Annotated in this window: 22 protein-coding genes; 8 read left to right on the forward strand and 14 right to left on the reverse strand. The window is 62.2% G+C overall.

Translation table 11 applies throughout. From position 1 onward, the window contains the following. Positions 1-75 precede the first annotated feature (75 nt). Complete coding sequence (locus tag AC07E3_RS15940; RefSeq protein WP_336070566.1) at positions 76-996, forward strand: LysR family transcriptional regulator; 921 nt, start codon at positions 76-78, stop codon at positions 994-996. Positions 997-1,240: 244 nt separating this feature from the next. Here AC07E3_RS15940 and AC07E3_RS15945 read toward each other — a convergent pair whose 3' ends face one another. From AC07E3_RS15945 to AC07E3_RS15965, 5 genes are read right to left on the reverse strand one after another with little or no spacing between them, the layout of a single operon-like run. After that, positions 1,241-2,068, reverse strand: coding sequence for an ABC transporter ATP-binding protein (locus AC07E3_RS15945; RefSeq protein ID WP_336070564.1), 828 nt, complete (start codon positions 2,066-2,068; stop codon positions 1,241-1,243). After that, positions 2,065-2,925 carry an ABC transporter ATP-binding protein gene (locus AC07E3_RS15950; protein ID WP_336070562.1) on the reverse strand — a complete coding sequence of 287 codons (861 nt, stop codon included), beginning with the start codon at positions 2,923-2,925 and terminating at the stop codon, positions 2,065-2,067. The genes AC07E3_RS15945 and AC07E3_RS15950 overlap by 4 nt, the downstream gene beginning before the upstream one ends. Position 2,926: 1 nt before the next feature. Continuing rightward, positions 2,927-3,862, reverse strand: coding sequence for an ABC transporter permease subunit (locus AC07E3_RS15955; RefSeq protein ID WP_478363253.1), 936 nt, complete (start codon positions 3,860-3,862; stop codon positions 2,927-2,929). Between the two features lie 2 nt (positions 3,863-3,864). Beyond that, on the reverse strand, positions 3,865-4,869 hold the full coding sequence (locus tag AC07E3_RS15960; RefSeq protein WP_336070559.1) for an ABC transporter permease subunit: 1,005 nt from the start codon (positions 4,867-4,869) through the stop codon (positions 3,865-3,867). A gap of 59 nt (positions 4,870-4,928) precedes the next feature. After that, positions 4,929-6,524, reverse strand: a complete 1,596-nt coding sequence (locus tag AC07E3_RS15965; protein WP_478363255.1) for an ABC transporter substrate-binding protein — start codon at positions 6,522-6,524, stop codon at positions 4,929-4,931. Positions 6,525-6,752: 228 nt separating this feature from the next. On the opposite strand from AC07E3_RS15965, the gene AC07E3_RS15970 reads away from it, so the two are divergent. Continuing rightward, a complete protein-coding gene (locus tag AC07E3_RS15970) occupies positions 6,753-7,304 on the forward strand; it encodes a DUF924 family protein (protein ID WP_478363257.1) in 552 nt (183 codons plus the stop codon). 369 nt (positions 7,305-7,673) lie between these two features. Further along, the gene (locus AC07E3_RS15975; protein ID WP_478363259.1) at positions 7,674-9,548 is read left to right on the forward strand and encodes a long-chain-fatty-acid--CoA ligase; all 1,875 of its coding nucleotides are present in this window, start codon (positions 7,674-7,676) and stop codon (positions 9,546-9,548) included. A 205-nt stretch (positions 9,549-9,753) separates the two neighbouring features. Here the strand turns inward: AC07E3_RS15975 and AC07E3_RS15980 are convergent, their stop codons facing one another. Both AC07E3_RS15980 and murA read right to left on the reverse strand, forming a co-directional pair. Next, positions 9,754-10,647 (reverse strand): glucosamine kinase nucleotide-binding domain-containing protein, encoded by an 894-nt coding sequence (locus AC07E3_RS15980; protein ID WP_478363261.1) that lies wholly within the window; start codon positions 10,645-10,647, stop codon positions 9,754-9,756. Continuing rightward, positions 10,644-11,900, reverse strand: coding sequence for a UDP-N-acetylglucosamine 1-carboxyvinyltransferase (gene murA / locus AC07E3_RS15985; RefSeq protein WP_478363263.1), 1,257 nt, complete (start codon positions 11,898-11,900; stop codon positions 10,644-10,646). Before murA ends, AC07E3_RS15980 begins: the two co-directional genes overlap by 4 nt. 165 nt (positions 11,901-12,065) lie before the next feature. Between murA and AC07E3_RS15990 the strand changes: the two genes are divergently transcribed. Next, entirely contained in the window at positions 12,066-12,926 is an 861-nt protein-coding gene (locus AC07E3_RS15990) for a MurR/RpiR family transcriptional regulator (RefSeq protein ID WP_336070548.1), read from the forward strand. A gap of 4 nt (positions 12,927-12,930) precedes the next feature. On the opposite strand, the gene AC07E3_RS15995 is transcribed toward AC07E3_RS15990, so the two are convergent. Next, the gene (locus AC07E3_RS15995; protein WP_478363266.1) at positions 12,931-13,887 is read right to left on the reverse strand and encodes an AraC family transcriptional regulator; all 957 of its coding nucleotides are present in this window, start codon (positions 13,885-13,887) and stop codon (positions 12,931-12,933) included. Between the two features lie 198 nt (positions 13,888-14,085). Here AC07E3_RS15995 and AC07E3_RS16000 point away from each other — a divergent pair, with 198 nt between their 5' ends. The 3 genes from AC07E3_RS16000 to pyrC all read left to right on the forward strand — a co-directional run bounded on the left by AC07E3_RS16000 (position 14,086) and on the right by pyrC (position 17,368). Beyond that, entirely contained in the window at positions 14,086-14,538 is a 453-nt protein-coding gene (locus tag AC07E3_RS16000; RefSeq protein ID WP_007008783.1) for a cupin domain-containing protein, read from the forward strand. A gap of 143 nt (positions 14,539-14,681) precedes the next feature. Further along, the gene (locus tag AC07E3_RS16005; RefSeq protein WP_478363268.1) at positions 14,682-16,172 is read left to right on the forward strand and encodes a flavin-containing monooxygenase; all 1,491 of its coding nucleotides are present in this window, start codon (positions 14,682-14,684) and stop codon (positions 16,170-16,172) included. A gap of 143 nt (positions 16,173-16,315) precedes the next feature. Next, positions 16,316-17,368, forward strand: a complete 1,053-nt coding sequence (gene pyrC / locus AC07E3_RS16010; RefSeq protein WP_336070541.1) for a dihydroorotase — start codon at positions 16,316-16,318, stop codon at positions 17,366-17,368. Between the two features lie 2 nt (positions 17,369-17,370). On the opposite strand, the gene AC07E3_RS16015 is transcribed toward pyrC, so the two are convergent. The 6 genes from AC07E3_RS16015 to AC07E3_RS16040 all read right to left on the reverse strand — a co-directional run bounded on the left by AC07E3_RS16015 (position 17,371) and on the right by AC07E3_RS16040 (position 24,555). Next, on the reverse strand, positions 17,371-17,616 hold the full coding sequence (locus AC07E3_RS16015) for a formate dehydrogenase subunit delta (protein WP_478363271.1): 246 nt from the start codon (positions 17,614-17,616) through the stop codon (positions 17,371-17,373). Next, entirely contained in the window at positions 17,606-18,430 is an 825-nt protein-coding gene (gene fdhD / locus AC07E3_RS16020; RefSeq protein ID WP_478363273.1) for a formate dehydrogenase accessory sulfurtransferase FdhD, read from the reverse strand. Before fdhD ends, AC07E3_RS16015 begins: the two co-directional genes overlap by 11 nt. 206 nt (positions 18,431-18,636) lie before the next feature. Then, positions 18,637-21,525: a formate dehydrogenase subunit alpha gene (fdhF, locus tag AC07E3_RS16025; RefSeq protein ID WP_478363275.1), complete on the reverse strand. Its 2,889-nt coding sequence runs from the start codon at positions 21,523-21,525 to the stop codon at positions 18,637-18,639. Positions 21,526-21,534: 9 nt separating this feature from the next. Then, complete coding sequence (locus tag AC07E3_RS16030; protein ID WP_478363277.1) at positions 21,535-23,091, reverse strand: formate dehydrogenase beta subunit; 1,557 nt, start codon at positions 23,089-23,091, stop codon at positions 21,535-21,537. After that, the gene (locus tag AC07E3_RS16035; RefSeq protein ID WP_065816593.1) at positions 23,088-23,561 is read right to left on the reverse strand and encodes a formate dehydrogenase subunit gamma; all 474 of its coding nucleotides are present in this window, start codon (positions 23,559-23,561) and stop codon (positions 23,088-23,090) included. The genes AC07E3_RS16030 and AC07E3_RS16035 overlap by 4 nt, the downstream gene beginning before the upstream one ends. Before the next feature lie 94 nt (positions 23,562-23,655). Beyond that, complete coding sequence (locus AC07E3_RS16040; RefSeq protein WP_065816592.1) at positions 23,656-24,555, reverse strand: LysR family transcriptional regulator; 900 nt, start codon at positions 24,553-24,555, stop codon at positions 23,656-23,658. A gap of 130 nt (positions 24,556-24,685) precedes the next feature. Between AC07E3_RS16040 and AC07E3_RS16045 the strand changes: the two genes are divergently transcribed. Beyond that, on the forward strand, positions 24,686-25,846 hold the full coding sequence (locus tag AC07E3_RS16045; RefSeq protein WP_223005810.1) for an Mrp/NBP35 family ATP-binding protein: 1,161 nt from the start codon (positions 24,686-24,688) through the stop codon (positions 25,844-25,846). Positions 25,847-25,864: the final 18 nt, after the last annotated feature.

Raw genomic sequence — 25,864 nt, forward strand, 5'->3', positions numbered from 1 at the left:
TATTTGGGGTCTACGGCCGCTTTACACAATAGAAATTATTCTTCCCGTTGTGTGCGTTTATGTTACGCTAAAGCGATGAGGCATCGCCTGCCCAATCTCAACGCCGTCAGGGCATTCGACGCGGCGGCCCGTCACCAGAGCTTTTCGCGCGCCGCTGCCGAGCTCGGCGTCACCCATGCGTCGGTCAGCCGATACATCAAGAATCTCGAAGCCGAGCTCGGCATGCCATTGTTCGAGCGCCGACACCGGCAGGTGGCACTCACACCAGGTGGCGCGCGCTACGCGGAGATTGTCGCCGATGCGCTGATGCTCATTTCGCTCGACACGGGCACGCGCGCAACGCGCAACGCAAAGGGGCGCGTGGTTCTGGAGTCAGATTCCGACCTGGCTGCACTCTGGCTCATGCCGTTGCTGACCGATGAGGTGCTGGAGGACCTTGGCATCGAGCTCGAACTGCGCTCCTATCCCGAGCCGCCGCGAACCATCGCGCCCGACACGGACCTTGCCCTCACCTGGGGCCGGCTCGATGTGCCGGGTTACTCGCGCGAACCTTTTCTGGATTTCACGATCTTCCCCGTCTGCGCGCCGGAGCGCGCCGAGCATGTGCGAAGCCGCGGCCTGATCGCCAACAAGCTGATCTACGACCGCGGCGTGAACACGTGGGACGAGCTCCTGCGGCGGCAGGGCACGAACCTCAGCGCCGCATCGGGCCATCTCATCTTTCACCGCACGCAGCTCTGTCTTGAGGCGGCTGCGCGCGGGCTTGGCGTGGCTCTTGGCGATGACGTCTCGGCGGCCGCCATGCTGCGCGACGGTCGGCTGGTATGTCCGTGCGGCCCCTCCGTCGCCGGGCGCAACAGCTATTACCTGTCCTCCGTATCGCGGGGGCCGGTCAGCCCTTCGGCAATGGCCATGCGCGCATGGCTTCTGGAAAAGGCAGCCGAGCATGTGCAATGGGCGGAAAAGGCCGGTTATGCGCTGCCCAAAGAGGGGTGATGGAACGCGCGCGGGATTGTGAGGCAGCGCAATCGTCATCCCGGCCGCGCGCAGAGAGAGCTGGGACCTATTGAGAGGCGCGGCCGATCTCCATAGAAGGAGCCAATGGTCCAACGCGCGCCCGAAGCGCATCCGGGCCGCGCTTCATGGCATTCTTCCAATAGGTCCCGGATAGCCCTTCGGGCTTCCGGGATGACGCTGCATGGCTTTCAGCGCAGCGCGTTCACGCTACCAGCTGAAAGATCTATGCAGCCTTCTCCGCCAGTCTCTTCCTGATGCTGTCCACGTCGGCGCGCGGCGTCGCGGCGAAGAGCGTGCGCGTGTATTCGTGCTGCGGGTCGGAGAACACCGCATCGCGGGTGCCGTATTCGACCGCCTCACCGAAATACATCACCATCACCTCGTCGGCGATATAGCGCACCACCGAAAGATCGTGGCTGATGAAGACATAGGTGAGCCCGAACTCTTCCTGCAGATCCGCCAGAAGGTTCAGCACCTGCGCCTGCACCGAGAGATCGAGCGCGGAAACCGGCTCGTCCAGCACCAGCAGGCGGGGCCTCAGCATCAGCGCGCGCGCGATGGCGATGCGCTGGCGCTGGCCGCCGGAGAACATGTGCGGATAGCGATTGAAGTGCTCGGCCTGCAGACCGACCTTCAAAAGCATTTCCATGGCGCGTTCGCGCCGCTCCTTCACGGGAACCTTCTCGTTGATGATCAGCGGCTCCATCAGGACGTCGCCGATCTTCTGGCGCGGATTCAGTGAACCATAGGGGTTCTGGAAGACGATCTGCACCTTGCGGCGCATTTCGGGCTCCACACCCTTCTTGCTGATCTCGACCGGTTTCCCGTCGATCAGGAGTTCGCCGGAGGTGGGTGCGTCGATCATCGTCATGATGCGGGCGAGGGTGGATTTCCCGCAGCCCGATTCGCCGACGATGGCCAGCGTTTTGCCCTTCTCAACCTTGAGGTCGATGCCTTTCAGCGCGTTGATGATGCGGCCCTTTCCGAAAAAGCCGCCGCCGATGTGATAGTCGCGCGTGATGCCGCGTGTTTCCAGGACGATCTCGCTCATGGGCGGGCTCCTGTCAGCGGCGCTTCATCGAACACGAAGTCGGAGACGGTCGGCAGGCGGTCGCCTGTCGCGTTCTCCGGCAGGGCCGAAAGCAGCGCCTTGGTATAGGGGTGCTGGGGCTTTTCGAAGAGCGAAAGCACGTCGGCTTCCTCCATCTTCTTGCCCTTGTACTGCACGATCACGCGATCGGCCGTTTCCGCCACCACGCCCATGTCATGGGTGATCATGATCATGCCCATGTTCTTCTCGGCCTGGATCGACACCAGAAGATCGAGAATCTGCTTCTGGATCGTCACGTCGAGCGCGGTTGTCGGCTCGTCGGCGATCAGGAGCTTGGGATTGCAGGCAATCGCCATGGCGATCATCACGCGCTGGCACTGGCCACCCGACATCTGGTGCGGGTAGGCGTTCACCCGGTCCGCCGCGTTGGGCAGGCCCACCGCCTCGAAGAGCTCCACCGTCCGGTCGCGCCGCTGGCGCGCCGAAAGATCGGTGTGCATCTTCAGCGTCTCGTCGATCTGGAAACCGACGGTGAAGCACGGGTTGAGGCTGGCGATTGGCTCCTGGAAGATCATGGCAATGTCCTTGCCGACGATCTTGCGCCGTTCGGATGGCGACAGATTGAGGATGTCGCGGCCCTGAAAGGTCATGGCATCCGCCGTCACCTTGGCGGTCCAGGGCAGAAGCCCCATCACCGCCAGCATGGACACGGATTTGCCCGAGCCCGATTCGCCGACGATGGCCAGAACCTCGCGCGCCTCGACGGACAGCGAAACGCCATCCACCGCGCGCAGCGTGCCGCCCGCCGTCTCGAATTCGACGCTCAGATTGCGGATGTCGAGAAGAGCATCACTCATGTCACGACCTCTTCAGCTTGGGATCGAGCGCATCGCGAAGACCGTCGCCCATCAGGTTGATGGCAAGAACGGTGATCAGGATGGCGAGACCGGGGAAGGTGACGACCCACCACGCACGCAGGATGAACTCGCGCGCTTCGGCCAGCATCGTGCCCCATTCGGGTGTGGGCGGCTGTGCGCCCATGCCGAGGAAGCCAAGCGCCGCCGCATCGAGGATCGCGGTCGAGAAGGAGAGCGCCGCCTGCACGATCAGCGGTGCGGTACAGTTCGGCAGAATGGTCTTGAACATCAGCCTTATGTTGCCCGCGCCGGCAACGCGTGCCGCCGTCACATAGTCGCGCCCCTTCTCCGACATCACGGCAGCGCGCGTGAGGCGCACATAGTGCGGCTGCTGCACGAGGGCGATGGCTATCATCGCGTTGACGAGGCCCGGCCCCAGAATGGCGACCAGAACCAGCGCCAGAAGCAGCGACGGGAAAGCGAGGATGATGTCCATCACGCGCATGATGACCGTGTCCACCACGCCGCGGAAATAACCGGCGATGAGGCCGACCAGAATGCCCACGGAGACGGCGACCGAGACCACCACCACGCCGATGAAGAGCGAGAAGCGCGCGCCGTAGATCAGGCGTGAGAGCACGTCTCGTCCCACCGCATCGGTGCCGAGAATGAACGACCAGTTGCCGCCTTCCTGCCAGACCGGAGGCAGAAGGAAGAAGCCGCGATTCTGCAGGCTCGGACTGTGCGGTGCGATCACGGGCGCCAGAAGCGCGATGACGACGATTGCGAGGAAAACGTAAAGGCCGATCACGGCGCCGCGGTTCTGGCTGAAATAGTACCAGAATTCCGCAAGGCGGGCGCGCCGCGTGACCGCGATGACCGTGCCGCCTTCGAGACCGACGGCGGCATTCGGATCTTTTGTGTTTGTCGAGCTCATGGTCAGTGCCTGATTCTCGGATTGATCAGACCGTAGAGAACGTCCACGATCAGGTTCACGATCATGATGATGGCGGCAATGAGCAGAAGCCCGCCCTGCACCACCGCATAATCGCGCTTGAACACGCTGTCGACCATCCACTTGCCGATGCCCGGCCAGGAGAAGATCGTCTCGGTGAGGATCGCGCCGGCCAGAAGCACGCCCACCTGGAGACCGATGGTGGTCACCACGGGGATGAGCGCGTTGCGCAGCGCATGCAGGCCGATCACCCGGCGTGGCGGCAGGCCCTTGGAGCGCGCCGTGCGCACATAATCTTCGCCCAGCACTTCAAGCATGGCCGAACGGGTCTGGCGGGCGATCACCGCAAGCGGGATCGTAGCCAGCACGATGGTCGGCAGGATGAGATGCGAAAGCGCCGATTTGAACGCGCCTGCCTGGCCCGATAGAAGACTGTCGATCAGCATGAAGCCGGTGACCGGCGGGAAGAAGTAGAGCAGCGAGATGCGACCTGAGACCGGCGTCCAGCCAAGAATGCCGGAGAACAGAATGATCAGGAGCAGGCCCCACCAGAAGATCGGCATGGAATAGCCGACAAGGGCCGCGCCCATCACCGTCTGATCAAGCCACGAACCGCGACGGACGGCCGCGATCACGCCGAGCGGAACGCCAATGGCAACCGCCACGATGATCGCGCACAGCGAGAGCTCGATCGTCGCCGGAAACAGCGTCAGGAACTCCTGAAGCACCGGCCTCTTGGTGACGATGGAGGTGCCGAAATCGCCCTGCAGCAGATCCGTCATGTAGTTGAAATACTGCACGAACAGCGGCTGGTCGAAGCCATAGAGCGCCTGGAGCTGCTGGTAGCGCTCCTCGCTCATGCCGCGCTCGCCGGCCAGAAGCATGATCGGATCGCCCGGCAGAAGGCGAATGAAGGAAAAGGCGACGATGGACACCCCGATGAAGGTGGGGATCAACAGCGCCAGCCTGGAGAGAAAGAAACGGAACATCTAATACACGACCGGCGACAGCTCGCGCCGCCGCCGGTTCCTGTTTCTGGTGAAGGGGCCTATTCGGCGATATCGACGCCTTCAAAGGCGTGGCCGCCAAGCGGGTCCATCTTGTAGCCGGTCACTTCCTTGCGCATCGGCATGTGGACGACCGAGTGAGCGATGGTTGCCCACGGAGCCTCACGCTTGAAGACCACCTGGGCCTCTTCGTAGAGTTTTGTACGCTCCTCCTGCGAAGAGAGCGTCTTGGCCTTCTGAATCAGACCCTCGAACTCCTCATTGCACCACTGGGCGCGGTTGGAGCCGCCGACACCGTCACAGCCGAGCAGAACGGCGAGGAAGTTGTCCGGGTCGCCATTGTCGCCGGTCCAGCCAAGCAGCACCGCGCCATCGCGGTCTTCCGCCTTGGAGCGCTCGAGATACTCACCCCATTCGTAGGAGACGATCTCGACATTGACGCCGACCTTGGAGAAATCCTCCTGGATCAGCTCGGCCATGCGGCGCGCGTTCGGGTTGTAGGGACGCTGCACAGGCATCGCCCAGACCTTCATGGAAAGGTCCGAAACGCCCTCTTCCTCAAGCATCTTCTTGGCTGCTTCCGGATCGTAGGCATCGTCCTCGACCGCGTCGTTATACGACCACATTGTCGGCGGGATCGGGTTCTTGGCTGCCTGGCCGGCACCCTGGAACACGGCGTCGAGAATGGCTTCCTTGTTGATCGCCATGTTCAGCGCCTTGCGGACCTTCGCGTTGTCGAACGGGGCAACCTTGGTGTTGTAAGCGAGGTAACCGACGTTCAGGCCTTCCTGCTCGTCAACCTTCAGCGCATCGTTCGCCTTCAGGCTCTCGATGTCGGCCGGGTTCGGGTAAGGCGTGATGTGGCACTCGCCGGCGATCAGCTTCTGCTGGCGCACCGAAGCCTCGGTGGTGATGGCGAACACCAGATCGTCGATCGGCTGCTTGCCGTTCCAGTAATCGGGATGCGCCTTGTAGCGGATCACAGCGTCAGGCTGATAAGCCACGAACTGGAAGGGGCCGGTGCCGACCGGCTTCTGGTTCAGGTCCGAAAGATTGCCGGATTCAGCGAGCTTGTCAGCATATTCCTTCGAGAAGATGGAGGCAAAATCCATGGCCAGGTTGGCAATGAACGGGGCCTCCGGGCGGTTCAGCACAAACTTCACCGTGTAATCATCGACCTTCTCGATGGACTTCACGAGGTCCGGCATGGACATGCCGTTGAAATACTCCCACGAAGCGCCTTCCACATAGGCGTGGTAAGGATGGTCTTCCTGAAGCTGGCGGTTGAAGGAGAACAGCACGTCGTCGGCGTTGAAGTCGCGGCTTGGCGTGAAGAAGTCGGTCGTGTGGAACTTCACACCCTGACGCAGCTTGAAGGTGACCTCGAGACCATCGTCCGAAATCTCCCAGCTCTCTGCCAGGCCCGGAATGGTCTTGGTTGTGCCCGGCTCGAACTGGACAAGGCGGTTGTAGACCGGCTTCGACGATGCGTCGAATGTGGTGCCCGCGGTATAGAGCGCCGGGTCGAAGCCTTCCGGGCTTCCTTCCGAGCAATAGACAAGCGTCTTTGCGCCTGCCGCGCCGCTCAGCACCGTGGCGGCCAGCAGCGCAGCCGCGAAGGTCAGTTTGTTTTTCATTGAGGTCTCCCTGATTCTCACATGGGCCCACTCCCGAGGCCCTGGAAGCTGGCATATAAGCAAAGTTCGAATAGGGAGGGAACTCCCTCGAACACTTTACCGCCTTAAATGCAATTATTTGTCGAATCCGAGTTAATGGATGCAACAAAACTCCATTCGCGCTCTTGTAGTATGGCTATGAGAGAAACCATATCCGCAACAGTGTCGACGTTTCGAGGAGAATAACGCATGAGCGATAACTGGCAGAAGGAGGTTCTGGACTTCTGGTTTGAGACGCTGACGCCCAGGGAATGGTTTGCGGTGAGCGAGGAGACGGACACTCTGATCCGCGAGCGGTTTTCCCGGCTCCATGAGCGGTTGATGCGTGATCTTCCGGAAAGCGTTTTCACCGATCCCGGGGCGGCTCTCGCCGCTGTCATCGTGCTCGATCAGTTCCCGCGCAACATCCACCGCCGCCAGCCGGGCGCTTTCGCCTCGGATGAGCTCGCCATGCGGGTTGCCAGTCATGCCGTCGACAAGGGCCTCGATGAGGGAATGAGCGAGCGCGAGCGCCAGTTCCTCTATATGCCGTTCATGCATTCGGAAGTGCTGGCCGATCAGGAGCGCGCCGTCATGCTGTTCAAGTCGCTCGGCCAGGAAGAGGCGCTGAAATACGCGATCGAACATCGGGACATCGTGGCCCGCTTTGGGCGCTTTCCGCATCGCAACCGTGTTCTTGGCCGGGACAGCAGCCCGGAGGAACTTGCCTTCCTGGAAGGACACGCAGGCTACGGCCAGTGAGGCAACGCACACTTTATGGTGTCATCGCACCAGTGCCCTCAATTCGAAATCCACCCCCTCCATCCGGAGGGTGCGCGCATCTCGGGTTCGATCCGGACACACGCAAATTCATGTTTCCTGTGTGGTTTTCGGATTTGAGGTTCGCAAAGCGACCTCGACCCGGGAACAAAGCGGTCTTCAAATCCACCACGCCAGCGGGGAGGCGCAATCGCACTTGTGAAACCCCGTACTGTCGCCATACACTCCCCTTTTGAGGGGAGATCGTCATGATGCCGCGCGCTTGCCCAATCGTCATATGACGGTTTGTGTTGCGTTTGGTATTACGTGAACGTAAACGTTATAGCTGGTTTTTCTTTCTGGGAGGAGCAGTTGGCAAAAAGCGCAAAGACGCCCGCCAAGGGTGAAGAGAAAGCCGCACGCACCGCAAAGGGCGGAACGGGCGGCAAGACGGTGGCAAAAAAGGCGGCATCGACCACGGCGAAGAAGCCGGCCGCGAAATCCGCAGCCGGTTCATCGAAGAAGTCGGCGACTTCTGCCGGCAAGGCTGCGCCGAAAAAAGCCCAGGCGTCCCGCAAGGCCGGGATCGCCCGGCCGTGGGTGGAGCATTATCCCAAGGGCATTCCCGCAGAGATGGGAGACTTCCCCAACAATTCGCTTGGCGAATTGCTCGTGGATGCCTGCAAGACCTATGGCGACCGGCCCGCATTCACCTGCATGGGCAAATCGCTCAGCTATCGTGACCTTGAGGAGATGTCGCAGCACTTCGCGGGTTATCTGCAGTCGCTCGGGCTTGAACGCGGCGCGCGTGTTGCGTTGATGATGCCCAATGTCCTGCAATATCCTGTCGCCATGATGGCGGTGCTGCGTGCAGGCTATGTGGTGGTCAACGTCAATCCGCTCTACACGCCGCGCGAGCTGGAACACCAGCTCAACGATGCGGGTGCGGAAGCCATCGTCATACTGGAAAACTTCGCCCACACGCTCGAGGCCGTCGCCTCGAAGACTTCGGTGAAACACGTGGTCGTTGCCTCGATGGGCGAGCTTCTGGGGCTCAAGGGTCATATTGTCAATTTCGTGGTTCGCCGCGTCAAGAAGATGGTGCCCGCCTGGTCTTTGCCGGGGCATGTCTCCTTCAGGGAGGCGGTCAAGAAGGGCGCGGCCCATGGGTTCAGGCCGGTTGACATCGCACTGTCGGACAATGCCTTCCTGCAATATACGGGCGGCACGACCGGCGTTTCCAAGGGCGCAACGCTGCTGCACAGCAATGTGCTCGCCAATGTGATCCAGAACGAACTCTGGTTCCGCAGCGCCTATATAGGCAAGCCGAAGCCCGGTGCGCCGGTGCTGATCTGCGCCCTGCCGCTCTATCACATCTACGCGCTCACGGTGAACGCGCTGATGGGCATGAAGCTCGGTGGCAACAACGTGTTGATTCCCAATCCGCGCGACATTCCCGCTTTCGTGAAGGAGCTGCAGAAATACGACTTCCACATTTTCCCGGGGCTCAACACGCTGTTCAACGCGCTCCTGAACAATGAGGATTTCTGCAAGCTTCCCTTCAAGAGCCTGCTTGTCACCTTCGGCGGCGGCATGGCAGTGCAGCGCGCGGTCGCAGAACGCTGGCAGAAGCTCACTGGCTGCGTGATCTCGCAGGGCTATGGTCTCTCGGAAACCTCGCCCGTGGCCACGGTGAACAGCTTTGCGGCGAAGGAGTTTACCGGCACGATCGGCTATCCGATTTCGTCCACCGACGTCGTCATCCGCGACGATCAGGGCAAGAACCTGCCCTTTGGCAAGGTTGGCGAGATCTGCATTCGCGGTCCGCAGGTGATGGCCGGCTACTGGAATCGGCCGGACGAGACCGCCAAGGTCATGACCGAGGACGGGTTCTTCCGTTCCGGCGACATGGGCACGATGGATGAGACCGGCCAGGTCACCATCGTCGACCGCAAGAAGGACATGATCGTGGTGTCGGGCTTCAAGGTCTTCCCCAACGAGGTGGAAGACGTGATTGCCAATCACCCGGGTGTTCTGGAAGCAGCGATTGTCGGCGTCGAGGACGAGCATTCAGGCGAGGTGCCGAAGCTCTTCGTGGTCCGCAAGGACGCGAACCTGACGGAAGAGGACCTCAAGGCGTTCTGCAAGGAGAACCTCACCGGTTACAAGCGCCCGAAATATATCGAGTTCCGCGACGATCTGCCGAAATCCAATGTCGGCAAGATCCTGCGCAAGGAATTGCGCTGAAACGGAAAGGCCCGCGCCGGGTTTGAATTGACCCTTAAGGTTGCGCGGGCCATTGTTTTCGAAGCTCTGGCGTTGTGCGTGGTTCGACAGGCTCACCATGAGGAATGGAATGGCTGGCACGACGGGTTGTGCAATCAAAGCCCTCCCTCATGGTGAGCCTGTCGAACCACGCACCGCGTTGATGCAACGCGGTTGTCCCGTTCATTTAAAGCGTCACCCGCCCCCCCGCCGCCCGCCGGGCGAGGATGATCGCGCCGTCCACCGCATCGCCGTCGGCGGGCTTCAGGCGCCGGCGCACATCGGGCGAGAGCCAGGGCTCCAGAGGGCCTGAAAGTCCGCCAAGCAGTGTCACGCGCGGCGCGTTCTGATCAAACAGCGTGCGCACCAGCATGTCGATCTGCGCAGCCGCGTCCTGCACGATGCGCCGCGCGGCGGCGTCGCCCTGGTCGGCATGGCGCAGCACCATGGGCGCGAAGGTGGCATAGTCCGTGGCGCTTGCCCGGTCCATCCAGGCCACCACTTCGGCCGGGTCATCGTCGAAGCGGCGCATGACTTCGGTCAGAAGCGCGCTTTGCGGAATGCGGCCGTCATGGCCCTGCAATGCGGCACGCACGGCATTGAGGCCGATATCGGCACCGCTTCCCTCATCGGAAATCGGAAAGCCGTAGCCGCCGATGCGCAGATGCCTGCCCTCCACGATGCCGAGCCCCACCGAGCCGGTGCCGGCGATGGCGATGGCGCCATCGAGACCCGAATGCGCGCCAAGGCAGGCAGTGTCGCTGTCGCTGGCAAAGACGATGCTGGCGAAGGGGTGCGATAGCGCCTGAAACGCCTCGACGGCACCCTTGCGGCGCATGCCGGCAAGGCCGATCCCGGCATGAATGCGGGCGATCTCTGCCTCGCCGAAACCCGCTTCTTCAATTGCAGCGTCCACTGCGCGCAGGACCGACGCCCATGCGGCCTCAACGCCGAGCCTCGTGGTGGCCGGGCCGGAAAGGCCCTGACCGAGCACTGCACCTGCTGCATCCTCGATGCGGGCCCGGCAACCCGTACCACCGCCATCGACGCCGAGATAAAAATGGCTCTCCGCGTCGCTCATTTCTGCAACCGCTCGATTGTTGCGCCGCATTGCGCCAGTTTTCGGTCGAGCTGCTCATAGCCGCGGTCGATGTGGTAGACGCGGTTGATGACGGTTTCGCCTTCCGCGGCAAGGGCGGCGAGCACAAGGCAGACCGAAGCGCGCAGATCCGTTGCCATCACCTGCGCGCCCTTCAGGGGTTTGCCACCCCGGACCACGGCAGTCGTGCCCTGTAGCGTGATATCGGCGCCGAGCCGCGCCAGTTCCGGCACATGCATGAAACGGTTCTCGAAAATCGTCTCGCGGATGAGCGATGTTCCGTCGGCGCAGCAGGCGAGCGCCATGAACTGCGCCTGAAGGTCTGTCGGAAAGCCCGGATAGGGTTCTGTGGTGAGGTCGGTCGTACGCAGGGCGCCGTTCCTTGAAACCACCAGACCCCGGTCGCTCGGCCACACATTCACGCCCATCACCTCCAGCGCCTGGATCACGGCGGCGAGGTTTTCCATGCGCGCGTTCACCAGTTCCAGCGCGCCACCGGTGATGGCCGCAGCCACCGCATAGGTCCCGGCCTCGATGCGGTCGGGGATGACATGATGCGCAGCAGCCTTCCACTCGGTGCCGCCCTCGATGATGATGCGATGCGTTCCCGCTCCCTCGATCTTCGCGCCCATGGCGTTGAGGCAGGCGGCGAGGTCCGCCACTTCCGGTTCGCGCGCCGCATTCAGGATTTCGGTCTCGCCGTGCGCTGCAGTGGCCGCCATCATGGCCGTCTCCGTCGCGCCCACCGAAGGCGAACTCAGGATCACCCGTGTGCCTTTGAGCCCATCGGTTGCGCGGGCGACGATCAGCCCGCCTTCGATGCCGATGTCTGCACCCAGCATTTCGAGCGCCTTCAAATGCATGTCCACCGGCCGCGCGCCGATGGCACATCCCCCGGGCAGCGATACCCGCGCCTCGCCGAACCGCGCAAGCAATGGCCCGAGAAACAGGACCGTGGCCCGCATCCGCCGCACCGTTTCATAGGAGACTTCGCATGAAACCATCGCGCTGGCGTCGATCACCGCCGTGTGGGCGTTGCGCGTCACCGACGCCCCGTAAAGCTCGGCGACCTGGAGCATGTTCTCCACATCGGAGACCAGCGGCAGGTTCGACAGTTCAAGCGGATGCGGGCTCAAAAGTGCGGCGGCAATCTGCGGCAGCGCGGCATTCTTTGCCCCGGCAATGGTGACGGCGCCCTGAAGCGGCTGGCCCCCTGTTATTCTCAGTCTGTCCATGATTGCGGTTCCGGAAACACCGATAGGCGAAGCCCCAGTCTCTATTGGTGAATTCCTTTGATCAAGCCCTGTTGGGAATATATTATTCCATTTTGTAATTCCTGCGGGATTCCCCTGGCGGCGAAACTCATTTAGTTTCGCTATCCCATTCCTCGAAAGGAAGCCATGTCTGTCCTGAAGATCATCGACGCGCAGCTTGAGACCATGGCGCCGGCCGACCGGCAGATCGGCCAGTTCATCGTCGACAATCCCGACCGCGTGCTCAGGCTTTCCTCCGCGGCCTTGGCGGAAGAGACAGGCCGTAGCCAGTCGAGCGTGGTGAAGTTCAGCCAGAAACTCGGCTTCTCGGGCTATCAGGATCTGAAGCTGGCGGTCAGCAAGGCCAGGGCGCAGGAATGGCATGTGCCGCCAGGCATGATCCACTCCACCATCGAGATCGGCGACAGCCACGCCACGATTTCGCAAAAGCTGATCTCAAGCAAGCTTCTCTCCATGCAGCAGACCATCGCCGCCAATCACGAGCCTGAGATAGCCCGAGCTCTTGAGGCGCTTGACGGCGCGCGCCGCATACACATTGCAGGGGTTGGCGCATCCTCGCTGGTGGCGCGCGACTTTTCCTACAAGCTGCAGAAGCTTGGCCGCAACGCACTGCATGACAGCGACAGCCATGTGCAGATGGCCAATGTCTCCTCTCTGGGCGAAGAGGATGTGCTCTTTGCACTGTCTTACTCCGGCACCAGCATCGAGACGGTGCGCATTGCCGAGCTTGCAAAGGCGCGGGGCGCGACTGTCATCTCCGTTACCGGCTTGCAGCAGAATCCGCTGATGCGCGTTGCCGACATTCGCCTGCACACGGTCGCAGACGAGGAACGGGTGCGCTCCTCCGCCATCACGTCGCGCGATGCGCAGCTCACTTTGATGGACTTCCTGTTCATCCTGATCCTGCAGCGCCAGCCGGATGCCAATGACTATGTCCACAACAGCGAAGCGTCGGTGTCCGCACTGAAGATGCCGGCGGCAAAATGACGGGTCAGTAGATGGCTTTGCGGGCGGTCTCGCTTGGGCGCTCACCGAAGGTCTTGCGGTAGTCGGCGGCAAAGCGCCCGAGATGGCTGAAGCCCCAGCGCAGCGCTGTTTCCGTTACCGAAATTTCCCCTTGGGCATTTTCCAGATCGAACCGCACGCGACGCAGACGCTCAAGGGTCAGCGCGTGCATGGGCGAAAGACCGTGCGTGCGTTTGTAGGCAAGCTGCAGCGCCCGCGCGCCGACACCCGATGCCGCCGCGATGTCGGTCAGGGTGATCGGGCGGTGCGCATTCTCCCTGATGAACGCGTCGGCCCGCTTCACCTGCCGCGGTGCCGCCTCCTGCTTTGTGTCAAAGAAAGCGGAGAGGTTGTGCGGCTGGAGTCTCAGAAGCGCCTCGAGAATGCGCTGCTCGTGGAACGCGGCGCAAAGGTTCAGCACCTGCTTTTCGGGCTTGTTGGCGGCGCGGAACATCGCATTGACCAGATTGCGCCATGAAGCAAGCTCCGGCCGGGTGAAATCGATCACCGGATCGAACACCACAGGTCCCGGCAGCGGGCGCTCGCAGAGCTGCTCGGCGAAACCCATGAACGAGGCTTTGGGGATCTGCACCAGAACCTGCTCGCAACCGGCCCACCAGCGCATGGAGGTTTCGCGGTCGGCATTGAGCAGCGCCGCCCTGTCGCCATCGCTCAGGAATTCCTTCCGGTTGTGTTTGATCGTCGCGCAGCCGGAAATCGGAATCTGTATGAGATAGAAGGTTTCGAGCGCGCCGGGGTCGATCAGAACATCGGCGCCGTAGCTGATATAGTTGAGGGAAACGAGGAGGCCCGGCTGGTGGTTTTGCACCGCGCGAAACCGTCCGCCACCGACCACTTCCAGCCGGTGGTTGCAGAATTTCCGGGCAACCTTCTCCCGTGCACAGTCCAGATCGTCCGTCTGAAAAAGGGCGTGGCTGGACAACGGGCGGTCGCCCCACTCCTCCCGGGCGATCACCATTCCCCGAGTTTAGCAGGTGTTTTGGTTTCTCCAAGATTTGTCCTGGTTTCTCGCCAAAACCGGTCTGTTTTTTTCGTTTTTCGGATATTTGGTTCAGTTTCCGGATATTTTTCCGGATCGCTTCCAGGCACCATGAAACTCCGTGATAAAGGGAGGAAAATCATGGAAAAGGAACTCGAAAAAGGCGTCACCGCAAACGGTGAGGGCTATGCCGGCAAGGAATGGAACATTCTCGGTCAGGTCTATTTTCCCAAGGCCACCTGCGATTCCACCTTCGCCTTTGAAACCAACAGCGACCCCGGCCAGTTCGTGCCGGTTCATGTTCATCCCACGCAGGAAGAGTTCATTCTGGTGCAGGAAGGCGAGCTGGATCTGAAGCTCGACGGCAAGTGGATGAAGGCGAAGGCGGGCGATCTGGTGCGTATGCCGCGCGGCGTTCCGCATGGCTATTTCAACAAGTCCGACAAACCGGCCCGCGCGCTCTTTTGGGTTTCGCCGGCGCGCAAGCTCGAAGCGCTGTTCGAGACGCTGCACAACATGACCGACCCGGAAGAGGTGGTGAAGGTCTCGGCCCTTCACGAAGTGGATTTCCTGCCACCGGAAGCGAACGACTAGCGCCAGGCGCTTTGGCCGGGTCCTGAAGGGAGCCGGCCCGAACCCGATAACAATCAAGGCCGGCAAGGGACCTTTGGCGACGTGGCAACACGCGGCGCGGGGAGGCGCGCGTCCAGAATTTGCCGGACGGGAGGAACAACGTCATGACAAAACGAAAGCATGTCTGCGTGATCGGCGCCGGCGTCAGCGGTCTTGCCGCCGCCCGCTCCTTCAAGAAGCGTGGGCACCGGGTAACCGTTCTTGAGCGCAGTCACGAACTGGGCGGTGTCTGGGAGCCCTCACGCTCCTATCCGGATGTCCAGACGCAGAGCCCGAAGGATCTCTATCGGTACACCGACAAGGCGATGCCGAAGGATTTTCCCGAATGGCCGAAGGGCCCGCAGGTTTTCTCCTATCTGTCGGACTACGCAGACGACCACGGTCTGCGCCCGTTGATCCGCTTCAACACCTCCGTTACTGCCATGCGCCGGCGCGACGATGGCAAACCCGGCTGGGAGCTTGATCTCGAAACGGCGAATGGCGAGAAGACCAGCGAAACCTTCGATTTTGTCGCTGTCTGCACCGGCCAGTTCAGCGAGAAGAACATTCTCACCCATCCCGGGCAGGAAGAGTTCGAGGCAGAAGGCGGCACGGTGATCCATTCTTCCGAATACACCGACCCGGCCATGGTGAAGGGCAGGAACGTCACGGTTCTCGGCTTCTCGAAATCGGCGACCGACATTGCCGTGAGCGCGGTGAAATCGGGTGCTCGCTCCGTCACCATCGTCTATCTGGAATCGGTCTGGCGCATTCCCTACTTCGTCGGCGGGCTGATCAACTTCAAGCGCATCCTCTACATCCGCGCGCAGGAAAAGATGTTTCCGGGCTGGAGCCGGAGCGGCTTCGCCCGCTTCAACCATGCCGTTGCCCGTCCCTTCATCTGGGCCCACTGGCGCGCGCTGGAAGCGCTTCTGACCGTGCAGCTCAAGCTCAACAAGACCGGGCTGAAGCCGAAAGAGCCCATCGAGGGAGGCGTGAACTGCTCGGTTCCCATCGCCACGCCGGGCTTTTTCGAGATGGTGGCAGACGGGCGCATCAAGGCCGTGCAGGGTACCTTTGCGAACTATGAGCCCGGCGCGATAAGACTGACCGGGGGGGAGTGCATCAAATCCGACATGGCGATCCTCGCCGTTGGCTGGAAACTCGGCGTTCCCTACCTGCCGGCGGAATACCGCGAAAAGCTGGTGGAGCCGGACGGGCAGTACCGGCTCTATCGCCTGATTGCCAATCCGGACATTCCCGATCTTGGCTTTGTCGGTTTCAACTCGTCTTTCTGCACCGTTCTGTGCGCCGATCTCGCCGCCGAATGGCTGGTGCGCTACGCGGACGGAAAACTGGCGAAACAACCGACCCCGGACGAAATGCGCACCAACATGGACATGATGCTCCACTGGCGACGCAACGAGCGACCGGCCGCGAAGATCTATGGCGGCCTGTGCGTGGCGCCCTATCACTTCAAGCATTTCGACGAGTTGATCGACGACATGGGCGCGCGCGTGAAACGCCGCAACCCGCTGGCGGAAAATCTCTCGCCTCCGGATGCTGATGCCTATGCACGCTATCTGCGCTCCGCGCCTGATTATCAGGTGGCGTGAGGCAGCGCCGCGCCGGCCTCCTCCCCGGCGCGGCCCGGCGCCTGTCTCTTTTGACACACCCTTGAAATCCATGGCGGCATGGGCGAAGGAAAAGGAAGCGCAGACCGTGCGCACCGATTTTTCCTGTCCGGAGTAGACGTTCCGTGAAAACCCTGACCATCCGCCGCCCCGATGACTGGCATCTGCATCTGCGCGACGGCGCGGTTCTGGAGGCGGTTCTGCCGCATTCTTCCGCCGATTTCGCCCGCGCGATCATCATGCCCAATCTGGTGCCGCCGGTGGTGACGGTGAAGGATGCGCTCGCCTACCGCGACCGCATCATGGCGGCAAAGCCCGAGGGGCATGATTTCACGCCGCTGATGACGCTCTACCTGACCGAGCAGACCGATGCGGATGACGTCGCCGCCGGCCACCGGGACGGGCACATCACGGCGGTGAAGCTCTATCCGGCGGGTGCGACCACCAATTCCCAGAGCGGCGTGCGCGATCTCATGAAGGTGCAGCCGGTATTGGAGCGCATGGCCGAGATTGGCCTGCCGCTGTGCGTGCATGGCGAGGTGACGGACGCCTCCATCGACATTTTCGACCGCGAGGCCGTCTTCATCGAGCGGGTGCTCAATCCGCTGCGTGAACGTCTGCCGGAGCTGAAGGTGATCATGGAGCATGTGACCACGAAGAACGGGGTCGACTATGTTCAGAGCGCGAAGAAAAACCTCGCTGCCTCACTCACCACGCATCATCTGATCATCAACCGGAACGCCATTCTGGCTGGCGGCATTCGCCCGCACTACTACTGCCTGCCAGTCGCCAAGCGCGAGGAGCACAGGCTGGCGCTGCGCAAGGCGGCAACATCGGGCGACAGCCGTTTTTTTCTGGGCACCGATTCGGCACCGCATCTCGACCCGGCCAAGGAGTCGGCCTGCGGCTGTGCCGGCATCTTCACGTCCATCAACACGATGTCGTGCCTGGCGCATGTGTTCGAGGAAGAGGGCGCGCTGGACCAGCTTGAGGCCTTCGCCTCCCTCAACGGCCCTGCCTATTACGGTCTGCCTGCCAATGAAGACACGATTACGCTGGTGCGCCGTGATGAAACGGTGGAGTTCCCCAAATCCGTCTACAGCTCAGACGGTACGATCACCGTGTTTGATCCCATGTTCCCGTTGCATTGGGCGGTAGAGAAACAGCCGGTCGGCTGACATCAGGCGGCCTTGGGCCGATTGATCGTTTGCGATGCTTCCAGAACGAGCGGGGAAAGCCCATCGCCGCCCATCTCGATGATTTCGAAAAGGCGCCCGCGCATGCGCGGCTCCCAGAACTTGTTGATGTGATCGGCAACGCCTGCCACACGCTCGGTTTCCGGTTGCGAGGTGAAGAACGTGGCAATCTGGTTGGCCATGTAGACGAGATGCTCGTCGCCGGATTTGAACTTTTCGTCATGCGACATGTCTGGCCGCTCCAATGATCACGCGTTCGGGATGGGTGAAAATGTCGAACTCCTCGCCGCGCACGAGGGCGACGAGGGTCATGCCGGCGGTTTCCGCCGTACGGATGGCAAGGGCTGTCGGTGCGGAAACGGCGGCAATGAGCGGCGCGCCGATGGCGGCGGTTTTCTGCACCATCTCGACCGAAACGCGCGAGGTAACGATCACCGCGCCGGTGTCGCGTTTGATACCGGCCTTGACGAGAGCGCCTGCCAGCTTGTCGAGCGCATTGTGCCGGCCCACATCCTCACGTGCGGCAACAACGCCTTTGCCGGGTATGTAGAAACCGGCTGCGTGGACGGCACCAGTGGCCTTGTGGAGTTCCTGAAATTCATAAAGCTCGCTGATGGCACCGGTGATCTCGGCAGCCGAAAAATTCTGATCGGACGCCGTTTCCGGTACGGAGCGCATCGCCTCTTCGATGCTCTCGATCCCGCAAAGGCCGCAGCCGACGGGACCGGCAAGCCGCCTGCGGCGCGCCTCGAAACGCCTGTTGGCGGTGTCGCGCAGACGGATCTGCAGGTCGATGCCGGGACCGAGCTCCTGAACGGTGATGGCCTCGATTTCTTCGGCGCTGGAAACGATCCCTTCCGTAACGCTGAAACCGAGCGCAAAGTCTTCCAGATCGGCAGGTGTCGCCATCATCACGGCATGGGTGGTGCCGCCATAGGAAAGCGCGACGGGCGTTTCCTCGGGCACGGTTCGCGGGGTGACTTTCGTTCCGCCGGTGCGGCGGGCCGTTCTTGAAACGCGGGCTGTGGCGGGAGGGTGGGTCATGGCGCTACACATTCGTCATCCCGGCCGAGCAAAGCGAGAGCCGGGACCCATTGAGAGGCGCGGCCGGTGTCCGCAATAGGCAGTGGGGTGAATGCCCGGTTGAGAACCGGGTTGGGGCCGTCATGCGCTTCCAATAGGTCCCGGATAAGCCTGCGGCTTTCCGGGATGACGGGTTGGGGGTGAGGACACCGCCAGCAAACATCACACTACTCCGCCGCCTCGACATGCACGATGCGGCGGCTCTGGCGGGCGTGTTCTTCGTAGTCTTCCTGCCACTCGGTCGGGCCGTTGGAGGGCGAAACCTGCACCGCCGTGACCTTGTATTCGGGGCAGTTGGTGGCCCAGTCGGAATATTCGGTCGTCACCACATTGGCCTGTGTGGCCGGGTGGTGGAAAGTGGTGTAGACGACGCCCGGCGCAACGCGCTCGGTGATGGTGGCGCGCAGGCTCGTCTCGCCGGAGCGGCTCTTGAGCTTCACCCAGTCGCCCTCGCGGATGCCGCGTGTCTCGGCGTCGAAGGGATGGATCTCCAGAAGATCCTCGTCGTGCCAGACGACATTCTCCGTGCGGCGCGTTTGGGCCCCGACATTGTATTGCGAGAGGATGCGCCCGGTGGTGAGCAGCAGCGGGAAGCGCGGGCCGGCTTTCTCGTCGGTGGCCACATAGGCGGTGCGCACGAACTTGCCCTTGCCGCGCACGAAGCCGTCGATATGCATGACGGGCGTGCCGGTGGGAGCCTTTTCGTTGCACGGCCACTGGACCGAACCTTCCTTTTCCAGAAGCTCATAGGTCACGCCGGCGAAGCTTGGCGTGGTGGCCGCGATCTCGGCCATGATCTCGGAAGGATGCGTGTAGTTCCAGTCCTGACCCAGCGCACGGGCCATGTCCTGCGTGACCTCCCAGTCGGCATAGCCGTTCTTGGGCTCCATCACCTTGCGGACGCGATTGATGCGGCGCTCGGCATTGGTGAAGGTACCGTCCTTCTCAAGGAAGGTCGAACCCGGCAGGAATATATGGGCGTAGTTGGCGGTCTCGTTCAGGAAGAGATCGTGAACGATGACGCATTCCATCGCTTCCAGACCGGCCGCCACATGATGCGTGTTGGGGTCGGACTGGAGAATGTCCTCGCCCTGCACGTAAAGCGCCTTGAAGGAGCCATCGACGGCAGCATCGAGCATGTTGGGAATGCGCAGGCCCGGCTCCTTGTCGAGCTTCACGCCCCACAGGCTCTCATAGATGGCGCGGGTCGCATCCTCGGAGATGTGGCGGTAGCCCGGCATCTCGTGCGGGAAGGAGCCCATGTCGCAGGAGCCCTGCACGTTGTTCTGCCCACGCAGCGGGTTCACGCCCACGCCCGGCCGGCCGATATTGCCGGTAGCCATGGCAAGGTTTGCGATGGCCATGACGGTGGTGGAGCCCTGGCTGTGCTCGGTGACGCCGAGACCGTAATAGATTGCGCCGTTACCGCCCGTTGCGTAGAGGCGTGCAGCACCGCGGATCAGCTCCGCCGAAACGCCGGACATTTTTTCCACGGCCTCGGGGCTGTTTTCCGGCTGGAGCACGAAGCTCGCCCAGTCCTGGAACTCGTCCCAGTCGCAGCGCTCGCGGATGAAGGCCTCGTCGAACAGGCCCTCCGACACGATCACATGCGCAAGAGCTGTCAGAACGGCGACATTGGTGCCAGGCTTCAAGGGCAAGTGATAGCTTGCCTCCACATGGGGCGTGCGCACGAGGTCGATGCGGCGTGGGTCGAGGACGATCAGCTTCGCGCCTTCGCGCAGGCGCTTTTTCAGCCGAGAGGCGAACACGGGATGGCCGTCGGTCGGGTTTGCGCCGATCACCAGAACCACATCGGAATGTTCGACCGAATCGAAATCCTGCGTGCCGGCGGAGGTGCCGAACGTGGTCTTCAGGCCATAGCCCGTGGGCGAGTGGCAGACGCGTGCGCAGGTGTCGACATTGTTGTTGCCGAAGACCTGACGCACCAGTTTTTGCACGAGATAGGTCTCTTCATTGGTGCAGCGCGACGAGGTGACGCCGCCGACCGAGCCCCGACCATATTTCTGCTGGATGCGGCCGATCTCGCTGCCGATATGGGCATAGACCTCTTCCCATGAGACCTCGCGCCACGGGTCGGTGATCTTCTCGCGGATCATCGGATTGAGAATGCGGTCCTTGTGGGTGGCGTAGCCATAGGCAAAACGGCCCTTCACGCAGGAATGGCCGCGATTGGCCTTGCCATCCTTGTAGGGAACCATGCGGACGACTTCCTCGCCCTTCATCTCCGCCTTGAACGAGCAGCCGACGCCGCAATAGGCGCAGGTGGTGACGGCGGAACGATCTGGCATGCCCATCTCGATGATGGACTTTTCCTGAAGCGCACCGGTGGGGCAGGCCTGCACGCAGGCGCCACAGGAAACGCATTCCGACTGCAGGAAGGGCTCGTCCATGCCGGCGGTGATGCGGCTTTCAAAGCCACGGCCTTCCACCGTCAGGGCGAAGGTGCCCTGCTGTTCCTCACAGGCGCGAACGCAGAGCGAGCAGACGATGCACTTCGCCGGATCGTAAGCGAAATAGGGGTTGGAAACGTCCAGTTCCTTGAAGTTCACCCCGTGCTCGCCGATTGGCGAGGGTTCGAGGTGGTTTGCCCCTTCATCGCCATAGCGGTTCTGCTTCAGACCGACGCTCTCGGCCATGTTCGCCATCTCGCAATTGCCCATGGCGCAGGCCGCGCAGTCTTCCGGATGGTCGGACATGTAGAGTTCCATCACGCCGCGGCGGATGGTGTTGAGGCGGTCGGTCTGGGTGTTGACGGCAATGCCGTCCATGGCCGGGGTGGTGCACGATGCCGGCGTGCCGCCCTTGCCCTCGATCTCAACCAGGCAGAGACGGCAGGAGCCGAAGCTCTTGACCATGTCGTTGGCGCACAGCTTGGGCACGGCGATGCCGGCCTCGCGCGCGGCGCGCATGATCGACGTGCCTTCCGGAACGGTGACAGACTGGCCGTCGATGGTCAGGGTTACCGTCTTGTCAGAGCGGACAGCGGGTGTGCCGTAGTCGGTTTCTTCTACGAAACGCTTGTCGGTTCCACACATGGTTTCCTCCTATTCCGCCGCTTCGCGCACGGGCGCGGGGCGGAAATCTTCCGGGAAATGGGTCAGCGCGCTCATGACGGGGTAGGGCGTGAAGCCACCCAGCGCGCACAGCGATCCGAACTTCATCGTGTTGCAGAGATCGGTCACAGTCTCGATCTGCTCTTCAGGCGCGATGCCCTGCTTCAGCCGGTCGAGCACCTCGACGCCGCGCGTCGAGCCGATGCGGCAGGGCGTGCACTTGCCGCAGCTTTCCACGGCGCAGAACTCCATGGCGAAGCGCGCCTGCTTCAGGAGGTCGACCGTGTCGTCGAAGACCACAATGCCGGCATGGCCGATCAGACCATCCTTCGCGGCGAAGGCCTCATAGTCGAAGGGCGTGTCGAACAGGTCGCGCGGCCAGTAAGCGCCGAGCGGACCGCCCACCTGCACGGCGCGCACGGGACGGCCCGTGGCAGTGCCGCCGCCGATGTCGTCCACCAGCTCGCCGAGGGTGACGCCGAAGGCGGTCTCGAACAATCCGCCATGCTTCACATTGCCGGTGATCTGGATCGGAATCGTGCCGCGCGAACGGCCCATGCCGAAATCGCGGTAATAGGCTCCGCCCTTGTCGAGAATGATCGGCACGGAGGCGAGCGAGATCACATTGTTGATGACGGTGGGCTTGCCGAACAGACCTTCATGCGCCGGCAGCGGCGGCTTGGCGCGCACCTGGCCGCGCTTGCCTTCCAGACTGTCGAGCAGCGCCGTTTCCTCACCGCAGACATAGGCACCCGCGCCGACGCGCACTTCCATGTCGAAGGCGTATTCCGAGCCGAGCACGCTTTTGCCGAGTATGCCGGCTGCGCGGGCGGCATCGATGGCCTCGTTCAGGATGCGGTGAACATTGGGGTATTCCGAGCGCAGATAGACATAACCTTTGGTCGCGCCCACGGCGATGCCGGCAATCACCATGCCCTCGATCAGAACAAAGGGATCGCCCTCCATGATCATGCGGTCGGAGAACGTGCCCGAATCGCCTTCGTCTGCGTTGCAGACGATGTATTTCTGCGCTGCTTCGGTGTCGTGCACCGTCTTCCATTTGATGCCGGTCGGGAAGCCAGCGCCGCCACGGCCTCGCAGGCCGGATTCGGTGACTTCCTCGACAATGCCGAGCGGCGTTTTTTCCAGCGCGTTGCGCAGGCCACGGAGGCCGCCATGCGCCTCGTAGTCCTCAAGCGATACCGGATCGATGATGCCGCAGCGGGCGAAGGTAAGGCGGGTCTGCTTTGCAAGGAAGGGAATTTCCTCGGGCTTGCCGAGGGAGAGGTCGTGCGCGCCGCCTTCGATCAGGCAGGCGTCGAACAGGCCCGCCACGTCGCCAGGCTTCACCGGACCATAGGCCAGGCGGCCTTCGGCGGTTTCCACCTCGACCATGGGCTCAAGCCAGAACATGCCGCGCGAGCCATTGCGAACGATCTTTGCATCGAGACCGCGTTTTTCGATTTCCTCACGGGCGGCGGCAGCGACCTTTTCGGCGCCCAGCGCCAGCGCACCGGCATCGCGCGGAATGTAGATGTTGATGGTCATGCGCGCACCTCTGCTGCGATTTCCTCGGCCCGCGCCTCATCCAGCCGGCCAATCACCTCGCCGTCGAGCATGGCGGAGGGCGCACAGGCGCACAGACCGAGGCAATAGACGGGCTCCAGCGTCACGGCGCCATCGGCGGAGGTTTCGTGAAACCTGATGCCGAGCAGCTTCTGCAGCTTTTCGGCGACCGCATCGCCGCCCATGGACTGGCAGGCCTCGGCCCGGCACAGTTTCAGCACGTGACGGCCCGCCGGCTTCTCGCGGTAGTCGTGGTAGAACGAGACAACGCCATAAACTTCGGCGCGTGTCAGGTTGAGGGCCTCGGCGATAATGGGCAGGCTTTCACGCGGCACATGGCCAAGTTCCCGTTGAATCCCATTGAGAATGGGAAGTAACGGGCCCTCTTCGCCTTTCCACCGATCAATGATCGGCTCGACGGCGGCCGCAATTTCGGTACGTGCTTGCTGCATCTCGCAGCGCCCTCCCTAACGATGCTCGTTCTGAAGGGGAACAAATCCTTTGTGCAGGATCAATATAGCATATTCGTCGCTTGATAGAAAATATCTATCGTTGTGACTCGTACCGTTCGGCCAGGAGCCTTGCCTCGTAGAGCAGGGCAGAGACAAGCGGCGTGTGCGGCTCGCGCTTGACGGCCACCAGACCGACGAGATGGCTCGCGTCCGGTTCGACAATGGGAATGGCCCGGATCGGCTCGGCAAAACCCAGAACTTCCGCAAGATTAAGCGGCATGATGGAGGCCCATTTGCCGGTGCGGATATGGGAGAAGAGCACGATCATCGAATTGGATTCGAGTGTGGGATGGGCCGTTGCCCCCACCTCCTCCAGATGTTTGTTGATGATGCGCCGGTTCTGCATGTCGGGCGTGAGGAGGCAGAGTGGCAGTTCGGCCACCTCCTTCCATGTCACCGTTTCGCGGTCTGCAAGCCGGTTCGTGGCGGCGGTGATGAGTTGGTAGCGCTCGGAATAGAGCGGCACGGATGCGACATGACCGAGCGGTTCGTTGTCGAGATAGGTGATGCCGATGTCGATCTCGAAGTTCTCAAGAAGCGACAGCACCTCCAGCGAGGTGCGCGAGATGATGGAGAAAGTGACTTCGGGGTGCTTTTCGCGAAAGGGCGTGGTGAGCTCGGGCAGCATGGCAAGTGCGGTCGGGATGGCGGCGATGCGCACATGGCCGGCGAGGCCACGCCGTGCGGCCTTCATCTCGGCGCGCATGGTGCGCGTGTCGCCGACAATGCGACGCGCCCATTCGAGAACGCGCTGGCCCTCCGGTGTCAGACCCTGAAAGCGCGACCCGCGCTGGACCAGCATGACGCCAAGCTGGTCCTCAAGCTGCTTGATGGCGGCAGACAGCGTGGGCTGCGTGATGCCGAGCTCGGCGGCGGCCCGCCCGAAATGCTGCTCCCTGGCAAGCGCGATGAAAAATTCCAGCTTGTCGATCATCGCGCGACGCTACATCGGCGATGCGCGCCCGGCAATGCGCAAGACCTGCCGACGGAAATTGGCCAATCTGCCTCTCTTGGCCCGCGCGCCCATCTGCATTATCTGAGAGAAAACGCAAAGGCACGTGCATATGACTCTCGACAGACAGACCGTCATCGACCGCTTGCGGTCCGTGAAGGGCCCGGATCTGGAAGGCGACATCGTTTCGCTGGGACTGGTTTCCGAGATTTTCATCGCAGACGGCAAGGTTTTCTTCTCGATTACCGTTCCGGCCAGACGCGCGCAGGAGCTGGAGCCACTGCGTCAGGCGGCTGAGAACGCCGTCAAATCGCTGCCGGGCGTCAAGGGCGCAATGGTTGCTCTGACGGCGGAAAAAGCTGGCGGCGGCATGGGCGCGACACCGCCACCACGCCCGAAGCCTGCTCCGCAACGTCCCGCGCCGGGCGGACCTGCCGCACAGGCCGGCCAGCAACCGGCCAAGCAGGATGTGCCGGGCATCAAGGCGATCATCGCCGTGGCGAGCGGCAAGGGCGGCGTCGGCAAGTCGACAACGGCGGTCAATCTGGCACTGGGGTTGAAGGCGCTGGGTCTGAAGGTCGGCATTCTCGATGCGGACATTTACGGCCCTTCCATGCCGCGCCTGCTTGGGCTGAAGGGCAAGCCGGAAACCGCCGATGGAAAGACGCTGAAGCCGATGGAGGCGTTTGGCGTAAAGGTCATGTCCATGGGCTTCCTCGTGGAGGAAGACACGCCAATGATCTGGCGCGGGCCGATGGTCGTCTCGGCGCTTCGCCAGATGCTGCGTGACGTCGCCTGGGGCGAACTCGACGTGCTGGTGGTTGACATGCCGCCCGGCACGGGCGACGCACAGCTCACCATGGCGCAGCAGGTGCCGCTGGCCGGTGCGGTGATTGTTTCCACACCGCAGGACCTGGCGCTGATCGATGCGCGCAAGGGGCTCAACATGTTCAGGCGGGTGGATGTCCCGCTGCTCGGCATTGTCGAGAATATGAGCTATTTCGTGGCCCCGGACACCGGGAAGCGCTATGACATTTTCGGCCATGGCGGCGCGAAGGCCGAGGCAGAAAGGCTGGGGGTGCCGTTCTTGGGCGAAGTGCCCCTGACGATGGATGTGCGCGAAACCTCCGACGCGGGAACCCCGGTCGTGGCATCGAACCCCGATGGCGTTCAGGCCGGGGTCTACAGGGAGATCGCCGGAAGGGTCCACACGCATCTGGCGGCAGCCATGCAGAGCGCCGCGGATGAAGCGCCGGCCATCGTTTTTGAATAAAACTGTTGCTGCAATTGA

The sequence above is a fragment of the Nitratireductor lacus genome, from assembly GCF_056431025.1.